The organism is Nocardia sp. XZ_19_385, from assembly GCF_015355755.1.
In the GTDB taxonomy this organism is placed as follows: Bacteria; Actinomycetota; Actinomycetes; order Mycobacteriales; family Mycobacteriaceae; genus Nocardia.
The window spans coordinates 12,743-33,274 of record NZ_JACVEE010000002.1; the positions used below are offsets into that span (position 1 = coordinate 12,743).

General features: G+C 66.3%; 15 protein-coding genes, 1 tRNA gene and 2 pseudogenes. 7 read left to right on the forward strand and 11 right to left on the reverse strand.

Going from position 1 to position 20,532, the window contains the following annotated elements; all coding sequences use genetic code 11:
- Positions 1-169 precede the first annotated feature (169 nt).
- Positions 170-598, forward strand: coding sequence for a hypothetical protein (locus IBX22_RS12810; protein WP_194815812.1), 429 nt, complete (start codon positions 170-172; stop codon positions 596-598).
- A gap of 377 nt (positions 599-975) precedes the next feature.
- On the opposite strand, the gene IBX22_RS12815 is transcribed toward IBX22_RS12810, so the two are convergent.
- Both IBX22_RS12815 and IBX22_RS12820 read right to left on the reverse strand, forming a co-directional pair.
- Entirely contained in the window at positions 976-1,572 is a 597-nt protein-coding gene (locus IBX22_RS12815) for a transglutaminase family protein (RefSeq protein WP_194815813.1), read from the reverse strand.
- A gap of 1,789 nt (positions 1,573-3,361) precedes the next feature.
- Positions 3,362-3,529 (reverse strand): hypothetical protein, encoded by a 168-nt coding sequence (locus IBX22_RS12820; protein WP_194815814.1) that lies wholly within the window; start codon positions 3,527-3,529, stop codon positions 3,362-3,364.
- A 554-nt stretch (positions 3,530-4,083) separates the two neighbouring features.
- Here IBX22_RS12820 and IBX22_RS12825 point away from each other — a divergent pair.
- Together IBX22_RS12825 and IBX22_RS12830 are read left to right on the forward strand one after the other, a co-directional pair.
- Positions 4,084-4,908: a hypothetical protein gene (locus IBX22_RS12825; protein ID WP_194815815.1), complete on the forward strand. Its 825-nt coding sequence runs from the start codon at positions 4,084-4,086 to the stop codon at positions 4,906-4,908.
- Positions 4,909-5,351: 443 nt separating this feature from the next.
- Positions 5,352-6,113: a site-specific integrase gene (locus tag IBX22_RS12830; protein ID WP_228538801.1), complete on the forward strand. Its 762-nt coding sequence runs from the start codon at positions 5,352-5,354 to the stop codon at positions 6,111-6,113.
- Here IBX22_RS12830 and IBX22_RS12835 read toward each other — a convergent pair.
- From IBX22_RS12835 to IBX22_RS12870, 8 genes are all read right to left on the reverse strand, one after another.
- Positions 6,114-6,187, reverse strand: a tRNA-Leu gene (locus IBX22_RS12835).
- 513 nt (positions 6,188-6,700) lie between these two features.
- Positions 6,701-8,206, reverse strand: coding sequence for an amino acid permease (locus tag IBX22_RS12840; RefSeq protein WP_309234592.1), 1,506 nt, complete (start codon positions 8,204-8,206; stop codon positions 6,701-6,703).
- A 51-nt stretch (positions 8,207-8,257) separates the two neighbouring features.
- Positions 8,258-9,634 carry a peptide MFS transporter gene (locus tag IBX22_RS12845; protein WP_375540261.1) on the reverse strand — a complete coding sequence of 459 codons (1,377 nt, stop codon included), beginning with the start codon at positions 9,632-9,634 and terminating at the stop codon, positions 8,258-8,260.
- A 515-nt stretch (positions 9,635-10,149) separates the two neighbouring features.
- A complete protein-coding gene (locus tag IBX22_RS12850) occupies positions 10,150-11,103 on the reverse strand; it encodes a Ppx/GppA phosphatase family protein (RefSeq protein WP_194815818.1) in 954 nt (317 codons plus the stop codon).
- Entirely contained in the window at positions 11,100-11,588 is a 489-nt protein-coding gene (locus IBX22_RS12855) for a DUF501 domain-containing protein (RefSeq protein ID WP_194817649.1), read from the reverse strand. Before IBX22_RS12855 ends, IBX22_RS12850 begins: the two co-directional genes overlap by 4 nt.
- A gap of 53 nt (positions 11,589-11,641) precedes the next feature.
- A complete protein-coding gene (locus IBX22_RS12860; RefSeq protein WP_194815819.1) occupies positions 11,642-12,301 on the reverse strand; it encodes a septum formation initiator family protein in 660 nt (219 codons plus the stop codon).
- 16 nt (positions 12,302-12,317) lie between these two features.
- Positions 12,318-13,604, reverse strand: a complete 1,287-nt coding sequence (gene eno / locus IBX22_RS12865; RefSeq protein ID WP_194815820.1) for a phosphopyruvate hydratase — start codon at positions 13,602-13,604, stop codon at positions 12,318-12,320.
- A 182-nt stretch (positions 13,605-13,786) separates the two neighbouring features.
- Positions 13,787-14,509 (reverse strand): lytic murein transglycosylase, encoded by a 723-nt coding sequence (locus IBX22_RS12870; RefSeq protein WP_194815821.1) that lies wholly within the window; start codon positions 14,507-14,509, stop codon positions 13,787-13,789.
- Positions 14,510-14,813: 304 nt separating this feature from the next.
- On the opposite strand from IBX22_RS12870, the gene IBX22_RS12875 reads away from it, so the two are divergent.
- The 3 genes and pseudogenes from IBX22_RS12875 to IBX22_RS37445 all read left to right on the forward strand — a co-directional run.
- Entirely contained in the window at positions 14,814-16,325 is a 1,512-nt protein-coding gene (locus tag IBX22_RS12875) for an ABC transporter substrate-binding protein (protein WP_194815822.1), read from the forward strand.
- Positions 16,322-17,446, forward strand: a complete 1,125-nt coding sequence (locus IBX22_RS12880; protein WP_309234594.1) for an ABC transporter permease — start codon at positions 16,322-16,324, stop codon at positions 17,444-17,446. The genes IBX22_RS12875 and IBX22_RS12880 overlap by 4 nt, the downstream gene beginning before the upstream one ends.
- Positions 17,443-19,179, forward strand: a pseudogene (locus tag IBX22_RS37445) (ATP-binding cassette domain-containing protein); the annotation flags it as partial. The gene IBX22_RS12880 and the pseudogene IBX22_RS37445, both read left to right, overlap by 4 nt.
- Positions 19,180-19,347: 168 nt before the next feature.
- On the opposite strand, the gene IBX22_RS12895 reads toward IBX22_RS37445, so the two are convergent.
- Positions 19,348-19,761 (reverse strand): DUF3224 domain-containing protein, encoded by a 414-nt coding sequence (locus tag IBX22_RS12895; RefSeq protein WP_194817651.1) that lies wholly within the window; start codon positions 19,759-19,761, stop codon positions 19,348-19,350.
- 99 nt (positions 19,762-19,860) lie between these two features.
- On the opposite strand from IBX22_RS12895, the pseudogene IBX22_RS12900 reads away from it, so the two are divergent.
- Positions 19,861-20,526, forward strand: a pseudogene (locus IBX22_RS12900) (ATP-binding cassette domain-containing protein); the annotation flags it as partial.
- Between the last annotated feature and the right edge of the window lie 6 nt (positions 20,527-20,532).

The window sequence follows — 20,532 nt, forward strand, 5'->3', positions numbered from 1 at the left end:
CGGGCGCCGGACAGACCGCGTGCGAGTGGCCGCGCCACCACAGTGGATGCGGTCAGCGGCTCCCCGATCGTGTCGAACACTCGAAGTCATGGGCTCGGGCCGCCGTTCCTGTGTGGCATGCTTGCACGGTCAATTGTTGCGAAAAGCATTGCGGAAGAAGGTTTTTACTGTGACTGTCACCAACCGGCCGGGTTTCGTGCTCGCGGCACTCGGCGCCGTGACGTGCGCGGTGGTGCTCGGCGCGCCACAGGCCAGTGCCGCGGTAACCAACCTCGAGATCGTGCCGAACGCCGCGGACTGCTCCTACACCATCACCGCGACCGCGCAGCCGGGTACCGCGGTGTCGTTCTTCGACACCGATGACAAGGGTTTCGGCACCCGCGACACATTCCAGCCGGATACCCCTGCAGTCGACGCCTCCGGGAAGGCGACCACAACATGGAAGCCGGGCACGAAGGGACAGCACAAGATCTACGCGCAGGAGTCACCGACTGCCGATGCCACCTTCACCCAGATAGTCAACGTCGATCAGAACCCCACCTGCGGCAAGCCGTCGACCGGTAGCGCAGGTCTCCCGAGCATCCCGGGTATCGGCTGATCCGAAAGGCGCGCACCCGGCAGTGCATGCCGCCGGGTGTTCGCTGGCCGAGAAAGTGGCGTGGTTTCGGGTCGGGATGTCGTTACCACGGCCGAAACGTACGAAATCCCACCGAATTGGGACTGGCAACGTCCGCCACACCGCGGATCTGCTGTGCGGATGAGCTTTTCGGCTTTGTCGGTGTCGACCATCTGATTGCCGTGTCGAAGCGATTGAGGATCGGCTCGTCGGAAGTCTCTGTGTTCGGAACTTGTGATCGTGCGTTGCGGATGATCGAGATCGTCTGTGTCCGTTGATCTCCAGGCGCTGCCGTATGGCCAGTCGAACCGCGCACCACGCGGCAATAGCGGACGGTTCCCCTCATGGAACGCACCAGATCAGGCGAGCTGCGACGGAAGACCCCGGTCGTAGATCGCGAGTATGTCGGTTGCGTTCGACAGTGCGTTGATGACGGCTGCTGCCGGGCTGTGGTGAAGCTCTGGATAGTCGACTTCGCCGAGTGCGGGGTCGACGGGGAATGCGAGCCGTTCCTCGCCCAGCGAGAATTCCGCCGAGACATCGGCACGGTTGCCGCGGGGGTCTTGCCGATGCCAGGCGCCTTCGAGGTGCACGGCAACCAGACCGTGGAGAACGTGGCCGTCCCCATGAGTCAATCGCTGGTAGCACAGCGCGGTGGGGATTCCGTTGCCTCGCAGAATGGCGGCGAGCAGATGAGATTTCGCGTAGCAGAGGCCCACTCGCTGGTCGAGAACTTCCGAAGCGCGCAGCGTCACGCGAGGGTCGCGCGCGTCGTAGGAGTGTGCGACGTTGTCTCGTACCCACTCGAATGCCTTTCGAGCGCAATCGGTCTCACCGTCCGATCCAGACCGAAGCTCCGCTCCCAACGCGCGAACCTCCGGGTGGTCGACCTCGATGATCGGGCCGCCTGCCAGATAGGTAGACGGGGCCAACGCGGACAGCGGTGAAAACGACATGTCCGCACCTTAGAACGATCGACTCCTGCTAGGCATCCTGTAATCGGTGCGGGCTGGCGCGTTGCTGACGCTGAGATGATCTCTGCCGGTTGGTCTTCCACGGACCCGCGCCGGCCGCTCGTGCTGACCCTCGACGGCGAGGGCTGAGCGCTCCCAGGAACGCGCAGCAGCACCAGGATGGCGCCAGAGGGCGAGATGCGATCACACCGAAGGCGGGCGGGTGCGCGGAACCGCTGGTGAAGACCGTCGCGGTCACACTCACTGAACCAAAGGCCCTGTCGGCAGCACCACTAGCGGCCCACCCGGCAACATGAGCGCATGCATTCACAAAACCAGCATCAACCCAGCAGAGGTTCAAGCCGAGAATGGAACTTCACGAACGACGTGAGATACATCGAAGGGCCAGAAGGCGAACAGTCCGGCACGAACTATCCAGCGTCATAAATGAACTCCTACTCTGGGCTCACCCGAGCCTCACCAATCCAGAGACCGGGAACAACGACGACGATTCGACGACGACGAGGTAGTCCACCAGCCACGTCGCGCCGACCGAGCAGTTTCGTACCTGCCACACCCCGAGCGAGCTTCAGACCCCTACAACCCGGTTGCGCTCGGCCAATCCGTCCTGCTTGATCAACCCCCGACCCATGGGCGACTCGAACCGACACCGTCGCGACCGGCTGTTTCAAGCTTTACAGCTCACAAACCTATGCTCGACCACACCGCAGAAACCCACTCCTAGCTGCGACTGTCCAGAAGTCCTTCGTGCCCCCAGTCGGACTCGAACCGACACTTGGCGGATTTTAAGATCGCCTACTTGAAAAACTGCTGGTCACGGCATCGTTGGTGATCGTTGGCTGAGTTGGACGACCTGCGGAAACGCCCGTTTATAGCGTTGGAGCCGTTGGTGACATCAGGAGCTACTGCGGACCGGATTCGGACTGATTGCCATGTTGATGATGAACATCGTCCTGGGGCGTTTGCGGGAGCGGGTAGGCATTGGGTCAATGGGCTGACCTGGCGATTGTCACTTGCAGCGTTGGCAGGAAAGGGCTCCGAGTGTGGCCGCTGCGTACGGTCTGCGTACCGCCCGGCACCTACTTTCCCCGCTTCCTCATACTGGCCATCCTGTGCTGAGGGAAGGGTCAGTCAAGGGTGGCCACGGCCATCGCGTAGCGACGCGCAGCGCCCTTTACTTGCCCGTACTGAAGTCAGATACTCGGGCCATTGGAGGAGGCGGGACTCTGACTAACCCAGTTCGGCGCGGTCGGTTGGCTACTTCGAACCGCCTCTGAACGCGTCACCCCAGGTCCGCTCCCACCAGGGACGGGTCTTGGGAAACAATCGCAGGGGCAGCATCAGCAACGCGAGTGCGAGGAACAACCAAGCGAGAGCACTTGCGAGTAGCGGAGGCGTAATGGCAAGTAGGCACGTGGTGGTTACAGCCACTAGCAACGCGAACAAGGGCCACTGGCCATGGTCCCAAGCCCAGAGAACGCCGATGAGGGAACTGCCGCCGATCCAGAAGACCAGCGGGAATAGGCACCCCGATGAATCTGACCAGTTGAGCCATTTGTCCAGCCAGCGAGTCTTCGTTTCGGCCATGTTGGACCCCCATATCATCGAACACCACTGACAATACTGGATGTTTCCTGAGCGATAACCACCGAGATGCCCGCAGCGGGAGAGGATTTCGCTGCGGGCATCGTCGTGTCCCGGGCCTGGGAACCGTCGCCGTTGACGGTCCCGCTGTCCGGCGTCGTTGCCGGTTGCCCGAGAGCTCCCGAGGTCAGTAGGTGTAGTCGTCGGCGTCGCCTTCGAGGTGGGCCAGGTACTCGGCGAAGCAGGCATTGCAGATGAGGTCGATCTTGTCGTGGGGTGCGTTGACCGGCCAGGTCTTGATCACGAACTCTCGGCAGTAGCCGCATCGGGTGGGGGTGATGAGGTTGGTGGCCATGATGAGGGGTTCCTTTCCGCTCGGTTGGTCTGGCGGAGGACGGCTCGATCACGGATGTGGCGGGTGTCCAGGGTGGACGTATGTCCATCACGCTGTGACGCGTAGCGCCCTGGATTCCTGGCTCAGGCGTGATAGTCCTCGATTCGACAGACCGGACCGAGCGGAGAGGAACCATCGCCGCGCCGACATGCCCGCGGTGACCTGCTCGGATGCTCGGATTCCTGGGACGGGACCACAGCCAGATGACCGGGCTGGGCGCCGGCCGATTCGTGGACGGCTGCGGGAGGTAAGTCCGGTAGGGCAGACGAAGCGCCCACACTTCCCGGTCGTTGAAAGAAGTGGCCAGACAGGAACAGTGGGCGATGCTTCCACGTTGCCAGGGCGGGCCGACGCGCCCAACGCTCCCCGCGCGCTGGAGCGCAGCGGAAGCGGGCGGGAGGTGCGGTGCCGCGTGGCGGGCCCGCACGGCGGCGTGAAGCGCCGCCTCTTGATCCTGTATGGCTGAATTCGGCAGTGCCCCGCGAAAGTCGCGCGCTGCCGGGAGAATTGCCGCCATGACTGGTCTCGAGCTGACAGCGGAACGGCGGACAGAACTGGCGGAGCTGCTGGGTAATCCGCAGCGTCTGCGCCGCATGTATCCGAAGCTTGCGGAGTATCTGGACATGGCCCCGCAGCTGCGCGGGACGGATGATCCGGACGCGGACGCGGCGTTCGATCTGCGGGTCGTGCATTACACGACAGGTGCGGATTCGGTGACGCGCAATCCGTACTGGGATGTCGTGGCCCCGTCGGTGAGCGAGGTCAACGGCCGACGCGTGGTCAACGGCGGGCAGCTGAGTGGAAGTGCACGTCTGGCCTACGCGGAGACGATCTTGCAAGATATCTTCGCCTACGCGGTGCCGTCACCGGAAACCATCGAGTGGATTCGACAATTCGCCGACGGGCGCAAGGTGCTGGAGCTGGGCGCTGGGCGCGGCTACTGGAGCAGCCGACTGTTCCACGCGGTCGTCCATATCGCAGCCTTCGACTCGAATCCGCCAGGTACTGGAAACACGTCATTCTCGCGAGCGCCTATACGGGATGAGTGGTTCCCGGTCTGGGACCTTGCCCGGTTCAAGGAGGAGCCCTTGGCGGAGGCGGTCCTGTTCTTGTGCTGGCCTCCGGGATGGGGTGATCCGATGGCGTCGAATGCGTTGCGGGCGTTCGAAGAAGCAGGCGGCGGTCGCCTCATCTACGTCGGAGAACCTAAGGGTGGCAGGACTGGCGACGATGCGCTCTTCGATCGTCTCGACGCCGCATGGACACTGAAATCTGTTGATGCACAGCATGTTTCATGGTGGAACCTGGGTGACGTTGCGCAAGCTTGGGTCCGGGCATAGGCGGTTCAATGTCGAACTCGGCTAACCAGACTTGACATTCATCGAATTTTCGTCGCCGCGCGGGTATAAAAAGAAGACGTACTTCAGCGGGGGGACCGATGTCTGGTTTCTGGTCGACAGTCCTAGATTTCGTATTGAGCCGGGTTGTCTTCATCGGGGCATTCGTACTGGCAGGTTTCGGCCTCATGCTCCTGGTCGGAATCGTGCAAATCCCGTACCGCGTATACCTTCTGCACAGGGCCCGCCGCCAAGGGAACCCCTGGCGCGCGGCCCTCACCGTCGCCCTCCCCGAACCAGCCGCCGATAAGTCCACACGCCGTAGCGGCCCGAGCTCCTGGAGTGGCTCGGGCGGCACGGGCGGAGGATGCGGCGGCGGCTGCTGAACCTGATCTACAAACTCGTAACCTGCGCCAACACGTCATCCCGGAGCCGAAGCCGAGTTCTTGGGGAAGGTCTTCCTCGACCAAGTGCTGCGGTTCGCGATGAAGAGCCGTCGTCTGGCGGTGAATCCGGCCGAAGAAGTCGACCTGCCGCGCAAGTCGCCGGCCGAACGTCGGTACCTCACTCATCGCCAGGTTCTGCAACTAGCTTTGGCGGCCGACCGGTTCGGCGTGCTCGTGATGCTGCTGGCCTACACCGGAATCCGATACGGAGAATCGTGTGCCCTGCGGGTGGCAGATGTGGATCTGGAGAAGCGGCGAATCACGGTGTCGCGCTCGGCAACCCACGTCGCCGGTGAAAGCATCGTGGAGACCGACACCAAGAACCATTCGAATCGGGTGGTGCCGGTGCCCGCGTTCCTGGTGGATGAGCTGGGTCCGGTGTGCGAGGACCGTGCGGGTTCGCAACTGCTGTTCCCGGGCCGCCACGGAGAACACCTGCCGCTGGGTGAGTTCCGGTGGGTGTTCGACCAGGCGACCGAGGCAGTGGGTCTCGAAGGTGTCGTACCGCATGCCCTGCGTCATACAGCGGCGTCGCTGGCGATCAGTGCGGGCGCGAATGTGAAGGTGGTGCAGCGGATGTTGGGCCATAAGACGGCCACGTTGACCCTGGATCTGTATGGGCATTTGTTCGATGACGACTTGGACCCGGTGGCCGACGCGCTGAACCGGGCTGCCGGAGCTGCTGCGGACTTATTGCGGACTGAACAGGGCTCGACCAGCCACGATGAGCAGTTGCATGGGCCCCAGCCAGCATCTTCGTAGTGCCCCCAGTCGGACTCGAACCGACACTTGGCGGATTTTAAGTCCGCTGCCTCTGCCAATTGGGCTATGGGGGCGTGGAGGTTCAGACTACCGACTCGTACGGCTGTACCGGAATTCCGGCGGCCATACCTTGGAGTGTTCCCTGGCGACGGGCTGGCAAACACTTCGCTCGGGTGGGCGGTATTTCCATAGCGGTCCGCTATGGTCTGACTGTACGGCGATCGGTGAGTTACTTGCGGATGGCACGGAAGTCACTGGTTGGCATGGTGCTGGCCACGGTCGCGGCAGCGGTGGGGACTGCCGGGATCGCGTCCGCCGCACCATAATTGGACACTCGACCGGATGCGCGGTCGATCCGCTCGCAGGTGGGAAACCCGGGCCGGATATCCAGCGTTTGGCAACTCCCACAAGGCCACCGCTACCAGAGTGCAACCTCCGATCACCCGGGTGTCGCGCGGGGCATCTCACCGGGGTCGACCGGAGCGCGGGGTGGCGAACAACACTGTCGCATTGGCGTGGCCACCCGGCCCGCGCAGAACAAAAGGCGCCCACCATGATTCGTGGGCGCCCTTCGCTTCTACTCCGGGCTACTTCTGTTTCTGCTCGGCCTCGGCCTTACCCAGCAGCGAATGCCGGCGGCCGTAGACGAAGTAGAGCACGATGCCGATCGCCATCCAGATGACGAACCGCAGCCAGGTCTCCACCGACAGGTTGAGCATCAGCCACAGGCACGACCCCACGGCCAGGATCGGGATCAGCGGGACCCACGGCACGCGGAAGCCGCGCGGCAGGTCGGGGCGGGACTTGCGCAGGATCAGCACACCGATCGAGACCAGCACGAAGGCGAACAGGGTGCCGATGTTGACCATTTCCTCGAGCGTGCCGAAGTCGACGAAACCGGCCAGCACCGCGCAGATCACGCCGACGATGACGGTCAGCCGGACCGGGGTGCCGTGCTTGCCGGTGTGCGCCAGCTTGCGCGGCAGCAGGCCGTCGCGGGACATGGCGAACAGCACGCGGGTCTGACCCAGGTACATCACCATGACCACGGTGGTCAGGCCGGCCAGTGCGCCGATGGAGATCAGGTTCTTCGCCCAGGTGTCGCCGTGGATAGCGAATGCCGTTGCGAGCGTGGCGTCGTCGGGCAGGTCCTTGTAGGACACCATGCCGGTGAGCACTACCGAGACCGCCACGTACAGCACGGTGACGATGGCCAGCGAGCCGAGGATGCCGCGCGGCAGCGCCTTCTGCGGGTTCTTGGTCTCTTCCGCGGCGGTGGCGACGACGTCGAAGCCGATGAACGCGAAGAACACCAGGCTGGCCGCCGAGAGCAGGCCGAACCAGCCGAAGTTGCTGCTGCCCGCGCCGGTGAGCAGGGAGAACAGCGACTGATGGATACCACTGTCGCCATCACCGGCCGGCTCGGCCGGCGGGATGTACGGCGACAGGTTGTCGGAGTTGAAGTAGGTGATGCCGACGACGATCACCAGCGCGATCACGGCCAGCTTGATGGCGACCGCGATGGCCGACACCCGCGAGGACACCTTGGTGCCCACGGCCAGCAGCACACCGAGGATCGCGATCAGCAGCACCGCGCCCCAGTCGAAGGAGAGCGGCCCGAGCTTCACGGTCGTCTCGCTCGAGATCACCGTGCCCAGGTACTGCGACCAGCCCTTGGCGACCACCGAGGCGGCCAGCGCGAACTCCAGGATCAGGTCCCAGCCGATGATCCAGGCCGCGAGCTCACCGAAGGTCGCGTAGGAGAAGGTGTACGCACTGCCGGCGACCGGGACGGTCGAGGCGAACTCCGCGTAACACATCGCGGCGAAACCACAGGCGATGGCCGCGAGCACGAACGCGAGCGACACCGACGGTCCCGCGACGTTGGCCGCGGTGCGCGCGGTCAGGGTGAAGATGCCCGCGCCGATCACGACCGCGACACCGAAGATCGTGAGATCCCAGGCGGTCAGGTCCTTGCGCAGCTTCGAGTCGGGCTCGTCGGTGTCACGGATGGACTGCTCGACCGATTTGGTCCGGAACAGTCCCGTGCGGCGTGGCACCGGCACCTTGTCCGGTGTTTCCTGGATCGCCACTGTTTTCTCCTTCAACAAGGGGTTGAGCTTCAAGCGCACTGGCCGCGGTGGCTAGTGGACGCCTTCCATACGCCGGCTGATCCACGGGGTCAGCCCGAGGACAACCAGACCCGCGGCGATCGCTGCCGCGCCGATGAGGCCGAAATATGCGGTCTCGTGTTCATCGGAGTAGAAACGGGCCAGCACGCCGGCCATGGAAGTTCCGATTCCGACGGAGAAGAAGTACAGAGCCATCATCTGCGCACGGAAGGCTTTGGGGGCGAGTTGCGTGGTAACCGCCAGGCCGATCGGCGAGAGCAACAGCTCGGAGACGGCGAACCCGCCCATGATCAGCAGCACGAACAGCGCCGGCACGCTCTTGCCGGAGTAGCCGGCCAGCGGGACGAACAGCAGGAACGCCGCGCCCATGCCGATCACGCCGAACGCGAACTTGCGCGGGGTGCTCGGGGCGCGGCTGCCCAGCTTGGTCCACATCACCGCGAACAGCGGCGAGAGCGCGATGATCCACACCGGTTCGGCCGAGCCGATCCAGTTCGAGGGGGCTTCCCAGCCGAAGATGCTCCAGTTCATCCGCTCGTCGGAGTAGACCGCGAGCACGGTGAAGATCTGCTGGAACAGCGACCAGAACACCGCGTTGGCGATGAACAGCGGGATGAACGCGCGCACCCGAGTGCGCTCGACCGCGTCGACCTTCTTGCTGGTCAGCATGACCGCGAAGTAGATCAGCGCGGCGACGGCAATGACCACGGTGGTGACGTCGGCCAGGTTGTCCAAGGTGACCAGCTCGAGCGCCCAGGCGACCGCGATCAACACGCCGGCAATGGCGGCGAGGCCGACCACCTTGGGGATCGCGGTGCGCGGCAGCGGGTTCGGCACGTCACGGCCGTGTGTGCCGAGGTTGCGGCGGAAGACCGCGTACTGGGTCAGGCCCAGCGCCATGCCGATCGCGGCGGCGCCGAAGCCGTAATGGAACCCGACGCGCGACTGCAGCAAGCCGGTGAGCAGCGGGCCGACGAAGGCGCCGATATTGATACCGAGGTAGAACAGCGTGAAACCGCCGTCGACGCGAGCGTCACCCTTCGGATAGAGGGTGCCGAGCAGCGAGGAAGCATTGGCCTTCAGCGCGCCCGAGCCGAGCGCGATCAGCGGGAGGGCGATCCCGACTCCGGTCAGTCCCGGGATCACGGCGAGCGCGAGGTGGCCGCACACGACGATGATGCCGCCGTAGAAGACGGTGCGCTCCATGCCCAGGACGCGGTCGGCGATCCAGCCGCCGAGCACCGTGGACAGATAGACCAGACCGCCGTAGGCGCCGACGATGCCGACACCGGTGGCCTTATCGAGCCCGAGGCCGCCGTCGGTGGCCGAGTAGTACAGGTAGTACCCGAGGATGGTGAGCATCCCGTAGAACGAGAAACGCTCCCACATCTCCACGCCGAACAGGTTGGTCAACCCGATCGGATGACCGAACAGAGTCCGACCAGCCACATCCTGATCGGGTACCACACTTTGGGACATACCCGAGAGATTGGCATAAATCGCAACTGTGCAGCAAATCACCCTCGGCGTGCCGCGGATCTGAATGCTCGATGGGGTATGTCCGGATTGGCATAACAGCTGTGCACCGAGCGCGAAATTCTGAGCCGAGATCGGGCAGTTTGCGCTGGTAAACGGACCGCAAGTGGGCAATCAGCAGCGGTACGCGACCTTCGCCACGCTCACATCCCGAGCTGATTACCGGTGCGAAATTTGCTGGAGATTATCTCCATAGAGAGAAGCTATAACCCGTTCGACACGCTGCCTGGTCGCGTCGGGCCCGGGGACGCCGGATGAAACCGCGGCGGCGTCGGCACCGGAGAAAGATTCCCGCGGCGCGGCCGAAGCATGCCGGGACGACGGGTGCCGTGGCAGCAGCTGGGCAGCCTCAGAAAATAATCGCGCCGTCAGGCAATAGAGACAGAGAGCGCGATGCCGTCCAGGATGTCGTGTTCGCTCACGACGAGTTCGGTGATGCCCGCGCGAGTCGCCAGTTGCTCGGCGAGCACCTCGGTGATGACCCCGCCGCCACCGATGACATCGACCCGGCCGGGATGCATGGGGCCCAGGGCGGCGCGCTGGTCGTGGTCCATGCCGATCAGCCGATCGCAGACCGCACGAACCTCGTCGAGGCTCAGGCGGGTCAGATGCACCTTCTCCGAGTCGTACTCGGGAAGGTTCAGGGCGATGGCGGCGATCGTGGTCATCGTGCCCGCGACGCCGACCCAGGTCCGAGCGCCGTCCACAGGCACCCGCTCGAAGGCCTCAGCGAGCCGCTCGGCCGCGAACTCCCGTGCTGCCGAGACCTGTTCCGGAGTGGGCGGATTGCCGGGCAGACAGCGCTCGGTGATCCGGACGCAGCCGATGTCCGCCGAGAACGCCGCCTGGACGCCGGAGTCGCTGTCACCGAAGACCAGTTCGGTGGAACCGCCACCGAGATCCACGACGACGAAAGGCCCCTCACTAGAGGACAATTCGCCGATCGCGCCGGAGAAAGACAAGCGCGCTTCTTCGTCGCCGGTGATCACTTCGGCTTCCGCGCCCGCCACGACGGTGCCGAGTTCCGCGCGAGTCATCGCGAAGAAGTCCTCGCGGTTGGCGGCATCGCGCGTGGCGGAGGTGGCCACCATGCGCAGCCGGGTGACACCGGCCTCGCGCATCAGCTTCGCGTAATCAGCGAGCGCGACCCGGGTACGTTCGATCGCTTCGGGATTCAGCGCACCGGTCGCGTCGACACCCTGGCCGAGCCGCACGATCCGCATCTCGCGGTGCACGTCCGCCAGCTTGCCGTCCGCGAGGACGTCGGCGATCAGCAGCCGGATGGAGTTGGTGCCGCAGTCGACAGCCGCTACCCGAGTCATAGATCCTGTCCTACTTCATATTTCGGCCAGTCGGCGGGAATCGCGGTGCCGCGCAGCCCATTGTCGGCCGCCAGCGCGACCGATTCGTCGCCGAACGGGTTCACCCCCGGACCCTTCGCCAAGGAGTGCGCGATCAGCACATGCAGGCACTTCACCCGCTCCGGCATACCGCCACCGGTGAAATCCGTGCCCAGCGACTCGATTTCGTTCCGCTCGGCCAGGTAGCTCTCGTGCGCCCGCTGATAGGCCGCGGCCAGCTCCGGGTCGTGCGCCAGCCGTTCGGTCATCTCGCGCATGACACCCGCGGATTCCTGCCGGCTCGCCTCGGCGGTCAGCCGCGGATCGGTCAGGTAGTACAGCGTCGGGAAGGGAGTGCCGTCCGGCAGCCGGGGCGCGGTCTTCACGACCGCGGGCAGCCCGTCGGGCGTGCGGTAGGCGACGGCGAGCACGCCGCGGGGTTCGCGGCCCAGCTGGCCTTCGATGATCTCGAGATCGCGCTCGGTCGGGACAGTGTGGGCTGTTCCCTCGCTTCGCTCTGTCACCGGGGTCCTTCCGAATCGGCTGGGGGCGGGGCGGCGGGCGCCGGTGTGGGTACCGGCTCCGTCGCGGGTGTCTGGGGCTGGGAGATGGTCTCCCAGAGTTCGGTGTACCAGGGGTCCGGCGTCTTGGATTGGGTCGGCGCGGGCGGCGGCGCGGGCGCCTCGATGCCCGGCACCTGCACGATGTAGGGCGTCTCCCCCGGCATCACCAGGCGCAGCCGGTTGCGCGCCTCGGAGATGATGTAGCGCTGATCCTGTTGCTGGGCACGGCGATTGCGCAGCCGGTCCAGGTCGGCTTCCAGGTTCCGGCGCTGCTGCGCCAGTTCCGCGGCCTCGGCGCGCTGGGAGAAATAGGTGCGCATCGGGACCGCGAGGGTCAACGCGAGCGCGCACACCACCACCGCCAGGATGACCGCTTTACCGGTGGGCAGCCCGAGGATGGTGCGTTCGTGCCGGTCCGCGCGGGATGTCTTCCGCGGCTCGGTCTTTCGCACCTTCGGCGGCGAATCCGCCCGCCGGCGTGCGCGTTTGGCGGCCGTGGGCCGCGCGGCGGTATCGGTATCCGCCCGCGGCCGTGACCTGGCAGCACGCGACGCGCGGCGGTCCGGAGCCGCTGAAGGCCGGCCTGCCCGGGTGCCGCGCGCACGTCGCTCCGCCATGATCTTCTCCTAGTGATTAACCCTCGAACGCGAACCGCGGGAAGGCGACATCCCCGGCGTAACGGGCCGAATCGCCCAGCGCGTCCTCGATACGCAGCAACTGGTTGTACTTCGCGACGCGCTCGGAGCGAGCCGGGGCGCCGGTCTTGATCTGACCCGAGCCTACGGCGACCGCGAGGTCGGCGATGGTGGTGTCCTCGGTCTCACCGGAGCGGTGCGACATCATGGTTTTGTAGCCGTTGCGGTGCGCCAGCTCTACGGCGTCCAGAGTTTCGGTGAGAGTACCGATCTGGTTGACCTTCACCAGCAGCGCGTTGGCCGCACCCTTGGCGATGCCCTCTTCGAGGCGCTCCGGGTTGGTGACGAACAGGTCGTCGCCGACCAGCTGCACCTTGTCGCCGATCAGATCGGTCAGCGCGACCCAGCCGTCCCAGTCGTCCTCCGACAGCGGGTCCTCGATGGACACGATCGGGTACGCGGCGAGCAGCTCCGCGTAGAACGCGTTCATCTCCTCGGCGCTGCGGACGCTGCCCTCGAACTTGTAACCGCTACCGGCGGTGTAGAACTCGGTGGCCGCGACGTCCAGCGCGAGCGCGACGTCGGTGCCGAGCTTGTAGCCCGCCTTGTCGATGGCGACGGAGATGAGGTCCAGCGCGGCGCGGGTGCCCGCGACGTCCGGCGCGAAACCGCCCTCGTCACCGAGACCGGTGGACAGGCCCTGCGCCTTGAGCACCGACTTGAGCGAGTGGTAGATCTCCGCACCCCAGCGCAGCGCCTCCTTGAAGGTCGGGGCGCCGATCGGGGCGATCATGAATTCCTGCACGTCCACGCCGGTGTCGGCGTGCGCGCCACCGTTGACGATGTTCATCATCGGGACGGGCAGCACGTGGGCGTTCGGGCCACCGAGGTAGCGGAACAGCTCCAGGCCCGAGGACTCGGCGGCGGCGCGGGCCACGGCCAGCGAGGCGCCGAGCAGCGCGTTCGCGCCGAGGCGGGACTTGTCCGGGGTGCCGTCCAGATCCAGCAGGACCTGGTCGACGGTGCGCTGCTCGACCGCGTCCAGGCCGATGATGGCGGGGGCGATCTCGTCGAGCACGCCCTCCACGGCCTTCTGGACACCCTTGCCCTGGTAGCGGTCGCCACCGTCACGCAGTTCGACGGCTTCGTGCTCACCGGTGGAGGCGCCGGAGGGCACCGCCGCGCGGGTCAGGGTGCCGTCGTCGAGGGCGATTTCCACCTCGACAGTGGGGTTTCCGCGCGAATCCAGGATCTCGCGAGCTCCGACCTGTTCGATGATTGCCACGAAAACGACACTCCTTCGGCTGATCATTTCGAGCGATCTGCAAGCAATCGCTACAGCGGTGGCACGGCAGATGACGGATGGCGCCGTGCGGTGCCGAGCCTAGCGCAGTGCTGCGGCACCCAACCCCTGGCACACGTTCAAAAAGATGCCCAAACCTTGCCGGATGAGGCTGGAGCCCGGTCTCAGACCCTGCGGCCGACGCTGTACGCGGCGGCGCGGTCCCGGACGGTGCGCATGTATTGATTGGACTGGTTATAGGTCAGCAGCGCCCGATGCCACCCGACTTCGGAGGTGAGGTCGCCACCGCTGGCGCAGAGGTATCTGGCCGCGGTGAGCGCCGCGTCGTCGATGCTCTGCGGATCGGCGAAGCCGTCGCCGTTGGCGTCCACGCCCCAGCGCTTCCAGGTTTCCGGGATGAATTGCAGTGGGCCGACGGCACGGTCGTACACCATGTCACCGTCGAGCTTGCCGCCGTCGGAGTCTCTGATCTCGGCGACGCCCGGGGCGCCGTCGAGCGGGATGCCGATGATCGGCGGGCGCACGGCGCCGTCGCCGCCGGGCTCCGAGCGGCCGTGGGTGCCGTGTTTGCTCTCCACGCTCGCGATCCCGGCGATCGTCGTCCAGGCGATGCCGCAATCCGGTCTGGATCTGGCCAGCACCGCGGCCGCGTAGCCATAGGCTTCCAGCGCGACGTTCGGTATCCCGAGACCGCTCTGCCCGTCGGCCCATTCGGCCAGCTGCGCGGCGGTGCGACCGGGTGCATCGAGGTCGATCGCGGGCACGGGCACACCCGGACCCGGCGGTATCCCCTCGGGGATCGGTGTCAGCGTGCCCGTACCCCCACATCCGGCGAGTACCAGGGTCACTATCGCAGCGGCCGCAACGCCGGTCGTTTTCAGGAGCACCCCTCCATCATCCAGGTGTTTCGGAGTGCTCCCCCGGATTGCGACAAACAACGCAAACCGGGGCCGGTGAGGGCGGCCCTCCGGCGCGTCGTCGCAGGTCCGAGCCGCGCAGTGGAAATACGTGCGGCAGCGCTCTTTTGGTGGCGGCGGGAAGATCCCGCGCTGCGCTCACGATGACGAGGCCGCACCCGGATCGACAAGCTGCCAGGGTTATTCGGCGTACCGCGACCGAATTAGGCTAGCCTGGCCTGCGCTGAGGTATGCGCGTTCCGGCGGCCTCCGGTAGTACTCGAGGGAGACAGTAATGGCTTGGAACCGGCGTCAGGTTCTGCGCGGTGGCGTAGGAGTCGGAGCGCTACTGCTGCTGGCCGCGTGCTCGGACGGGGACAAGGCAAGCGGGCCAGCGCGCGGCGGAACACTGCGGGTCGGCGCGGTCGGCACCGCGGCGCGGATCGAGCGGGATCCGCACGCCAACCTCAGCAATGACAGCGACTTCCTCATCACCGCACTGGTTTACGACGCGCTGACCGTGCCGGGCGGGAATCCCAATGTGGCGCCGCGCCTGGCGAGCAAGTGGGAATCCGACGCCGAACGCAAGCGCTGGACCTTCACCCTCGCCGAAGGTGCGACCTTCCACGACGGGACGCCGGTCACCTCCGAGGATGTGGTGTGGTCACTGCGCCGTCTGCGATCTGTCGGCGGGGCCTCGAAAATGCCTGTCGCCGAGGCGGACATCAACGCCGACGGCCCGACCCGGGTGATACTCACCGTGCCCGAGCCGAACAGTCAGCTGCCGCTGCTGGTCCGGCTGATGACCTTCGTCGTCAAGACCGGCACCACCGATTTCACCAAGGCGATCGGCACCGGTCCGTTCCGGTTGGAGTCCTATCAGGGCGGCAACGCGCGGCTGGTGCGCAACGAGCGCTGGCACGGGCCGGCGCCGCTGCTGGACGCCATCGAGGTGACCATGTTCGAAAGCGCCACGGCGCTGGGGAACGCGGTGCTCGGTGGCCAGATCGATCTGGCCTCGAACGTGGGCGCGATCGCCGGGCGCACGGCCGAGGGTCGCGGTGACCTGCAGGTGGTGCGGCGGTCCAACGACACCATGCTCGGCGTGGCCATGCGCGCCGCGGACGGACCGTTCGCCGATCCGCGGGTGCGCACCGCCATCCGGCTCGGCGTGGACCGGAAAGCCCTGGTGAATCAGGTGCACTCGGGTTACGGCACCGTCGCCAACGACATCCTCGGCACCGCCGACCCGAACTACGACACCACCATTCCGCAGCGTTCCCGCGAGATCGACCGCGCGAAAACCCTGCTGCGCGAAGCGAATTTCGACACCGGCAAGACCTATCCGCTGGTCACCAAGGCCGAAGCGCCGGGCGAGGTGGAGTCGGCCCGGGTGCTCGCCACCCAGCTCGCCGAGATCGGGGTGAAACTCGAGGTCGTCGTGCAGGAGTCCAACGCCTTCTACGACCAGACCTGGCTGAACGCGCCGTTCTACACGGTGTCCTGGGGCACCAACGATTCGACGCTGTTCTACGCCGACAAGCTGCTGGCGAGCCGCTCCAACCGCAACGAAACCGCGTTCAAGGACGCCGAATTCGACGCGGCCACCTCGAAGGCGCTCGCCGCCCGTGACGACGCCGAATACACGGCCGCCTGTAAAACGCTGCAGCGCATCCAATACGACCGCGGCGGCTACCTGGTCTGGGGCATGGCCGACGGCATCGACATCGCCTCCGCCAAGGTGCGCGACCTCCCGGCCCTCGGCGGCTACGCCCGCGTGCAGCTGGAACGGGCCTGGCTGGAGTGAAATCCTTCACGCGACTGCTGTTCCGGCGCATCGGTCTCCTGATCGCGCTGCTGGCAACGGTTTTCGTGGCCGTGGACCTGCTGCCGGGCAGTACCGGCCGCGCGGTCCTCGGCCGGGAGGCGTCGGCGGAGCAGGTCGCGCGCAAGGAGCACGAACTCGGGTTGGATCGGCCGCTGGCGGTGCGGTTTCTCGACTGGATGTCCGGGGTTCTGACCGGCGATTTCGGGCGTACAGCGCGTGGGCGATCCATCAATGAGCTACTGGCGGAAAAGTTTCCGCCCACGTTGTTGCTCGGCGGGTTGGCACTCGTCGTCACCGTCGTGATTTCGATGCTGCTCGGCGCTTGGTGGGCGGCCGCTTCCCGGCCACTCAGCCTGCGCAGGCCGAGCTCGGCAATCGAGCACCCGCCATCCGAGCGCCTACCGTCCTCGTCATCCCCGCATGGTTCTGGCCGAGCTCCAGAACATGAGCATCGGAGCGGCTGGCCGTTCCGAAGGCCGACGTCTGGGACCCAGCCACGAGTACGCCGAGACGACCGGAGGTTCCGCACCGCGTCTGCCGCAGCGCTGACCCGAACGTTGCAACCTGCGACCACAGTGGCGGCAGCGATACCTGAATTCGTACTCGCGACCCTTTTGATCATGGTGTTCGCCTTGGCCACCGGGTGGCTGCCAGCTGTCACCATCACCGATCGATCGGGGTTCCCTGTCAGCGCCGACATGCTGGTGCTGCCGGTACTCGCCTTGGCAATCCCGCAGATCGGCTGGAACACGCGGGTCGTGCGCGCCGCTCTCACCGACGCCGCACAGGCACCCCATGTCGAAAGCGCCGTACTGGAGGGCCTTTCGACTCGCGTGGTGCTGCATCGCCACGTTCTTCCGTTCGCGGCGCCGACCATCGTGGCCAGCTTCGCCACCACCGTCGGCATGGTGCTCGGCGGATCACTCGTGGTCGAAACCATCTTCAACTACCCGGGGCTCGGCGCGGTGCTGGCCGGGTCGGTCGCCGACCGGGACACCTCGGTCGTCGCCGCCGTCGTCGCGCTGTCCGGTGTGGTCATCATGCTGATGCTCGCGGTCGCCGACGGCATCCGCGCCTGGTCGCTGCGGGGTCGCGGATGAGACTCTCGCATTGGCGGGCACGCGTATCACCGCTCCTGGCCATTCTGCCCGCGCTGCTCGTTATCGCTGTAGCCGCGCTGGGACCCAGCCTGGCATCGCACCCTGCGGAGGAAGCGCTCGGCATTCCGTTCGGCCGGCCGAGCGCCGAAGCCTGGCTCGGGACGGACCGCCTCGGCCGGGACGTATTCAGCCAATTGCTCTACGGCGGTTGGGGCCTGCTGATCGTGGCGGCGGCGATCGCGATTCTGGTGACGGGTGTCGCCTGTGTGCTCGGTGCGACCGCCGCGCTGCGACCGCGCGTCGGCTCGATCATCGAGAGCGCGACCGATTTCGCGATGCTGATGCCCGCCGTGCTCGGCATCCTGCTGGTGCTGACGTCCTGGCCGGATGCGGGCACCTACGGGCTCATCGTGGTGGCGCTGCTGTTCGGGGTGCCCTATTGCGCACGGGTTTTCGCTGCCGCCGCAGCGGGGATCGCGGCCAGCGGCTACGTCGAAAGCGCGAAAGCCAGCGGAGAACGACTGCCACACCTCATCTTTCGCGAAGTCATCCCGAACCTGAGGGACGTGCTCACCACGCAGCTCGGGCTGCGCTTCGTCGTCGGCATCTACATGGTCAGCACCGCTTCTTTCCTCCAGTTGCCGACCAGTCTGGGCGCGGCGAACTGGGCGGTCATGGTGCGTGAGAACACCTCTGGGTTACTGCTGAACCCCTGGTCTGTGCTCGCGCCCAGCCTCGCGATCGCGATTGTCGCCGTCAGTGTGAACCTCGCGGTCGACGGATTCGGCCGCACGGAGCGGCCACTCGGTTCCAGCGTGGAATCACCCGACGCCGCGGCGCTGACCGCGCGATTCAGCTCGGTACAGACCACCGAGCCGGAGAGTTCGACAGACTCGACCGACGAGCACTTTGAGGCGGAAACCGCCAGCACTGCCGGCGCGCCAGTGGCGGAGACCCGGACACCAGCAGTGGAGTCAGCCGCCGACTCCGAGGGCAACGCTTTGACTCTCGGCCAACCGTATGCCGGGGCGACTCGGCGACGTAGCTGGAGGATGGCGCAGGGCCGTCAGAGTGACGGATTCCCGGCGAGTGACGGGCTCCCGTCGAGTGGCGGGCTCCCGTCGGATGGCGGGCTCCCGTCGAGTGGCGGGCTCCCGTCGAGTGGCGGGCTCCCGTCGAGTGGCGGGCTCCCGTCGAGTGGCGGGCTCCCGTCGAGTGGTGGATTCCCAGCGAGTGGCGACGCCGTGGTGGTCGATGCGTTGGCGGTACGTGGGCGCAACGGCCAGAAGTTGTTCGGGCCCATTACGTTTCGGATGGATCCAGGCACCGTCACTGCCCTGACCGGCCCCTCCGGCTCAGGCAAGACCACGCTGATGCGCGCGCTGCTCGGCCATATTCCGACCGGCGCGACGCGGTCGGCAGGCTCGGTAGCTGTCGGCGGGCATGACGTGTTCGCCCTGGACCCCGCTGCCCTGCAACGGTTCCGCCGTGAGCACATCGCCTATGTCGGCCAGGATCCCGGCTCCGTGCTCAACCCGCTGATGCGCGTGCGCAAGTTGCTGGCCGAGGTCGCGTGCGACTCGTCGGAAACAGCCCTGCTCGAAACATTGGCACTGGTCGGGCTTTCCGCTGAACATCTGCGCAGGCATCCGGGCGAGCTGTCCGGCGGTCAGCAGCGCCGAGTCGCGCTGGCACGGGCGCTGGTGCGACGTACGAAAGTGCTCGTCCTAGACGAGCCCTTAGCCGGTCTGCACGGCACCCTGCGCACCGATATCGCTCAGCTGCTGCGCCGCATCGCGGCCGAGCGCGGTGTCGCGATCCTGCTGTCCGGCCACGACACCGCCACCATTCACGCCGTCGCCGACAACCTCATCGAGCTGGGCGTGCCGTGGCACACCGAGTCAGGAGCCGGGGAGCTCGTAGTCGAACCAGATGTGATGCCCGCCTTCGGCATCGACGTTCAGCCCGCCGGTGCCGGTGATGCCCGCGAGTTCGCCGGTGCCGCTGTTGGGGACGATGAGGAAGAACTCGTCCGAGCGGTCCGTGCCGCCGGTGGTCGCCGAGTGGGCGAAGTTGAAGGCGCCGGTGCGGCCGCCGAGGGTGCCTTCGAAGGATTCCATCGCGAGGTAGGTGCCCGCGCCGGAGGCCATGTCGAAGGCGGAGGTGAACAGGGTGGCCGAGCGGCCGGTGATCTCCCCGGCGAACTCCTTTTCCATGGTGGCGATACCGACCGGGAGGGCGGTCTCGATCGGCGGATCGGGCGCGACGTCGGTGGGGACGAACGCGGTGACGGAGAAGGTACCGATGGCTTTCATTCGGCAGATGCTAGCGATGCGGACCGACAAGCGATCGCTTTACGCGCCAGCGGCATCGATGCGCAGGCCGGCGGGAGACCGGTGCTGTCGGCGATCGACCTCGAGTTGCCCGCCGGGTCGGCGCTGGCGGTCGTCGGCGCCTCCGGTGCCGGGAAGACCACGCTGGCGCGGGTGATCGCAGGGTTGCACCAGCACGCGACGGGTTTCCTGGAACTCGGCGACAGGCGGCTGCGCGTCGGGCCCGGGCGGCGAATCCGATACGGCGGGAATGGTATTCAGCTGGTCACGCAGAACCCATTGTCCGCACTGAACCCGCGCCGCACGGTCGCGCAGACCCTCGGACGTCCGCTGCGCCGGATCAGCCATACCCCGGAACACGCACTGCGCCAGCGCATCACCGAGCTGCTCGACTCGGTGGAACTGGCACCGGAGCTGGCCGACCGCTATCCGCACCAGCTTTCGGGCGGCCAACGCCAGCGCGTGGCCCTGGCCCGCGCCCTCGCGGCCGACCCCGCCGTGCTCGTCTGCGACGAGATCACCTCCGCGCTCGATCACGCGACCGCGACTTCGATCATGAACCTACTCGACCGAATTCGCTCCGACCGCGGCACAGCCCTGCTGGTGATCACCCACGACATGCGCCTCGTCGCCGGACATTGCGCCCATATCGTCGTTCTCGACCACGGTGCGATCGTCGAATCCGGCTCGGCCACAGTGATTCTCGACGCACCCGCACACGCCGCCACACGCGACCTGCTGGGCTGACACCAG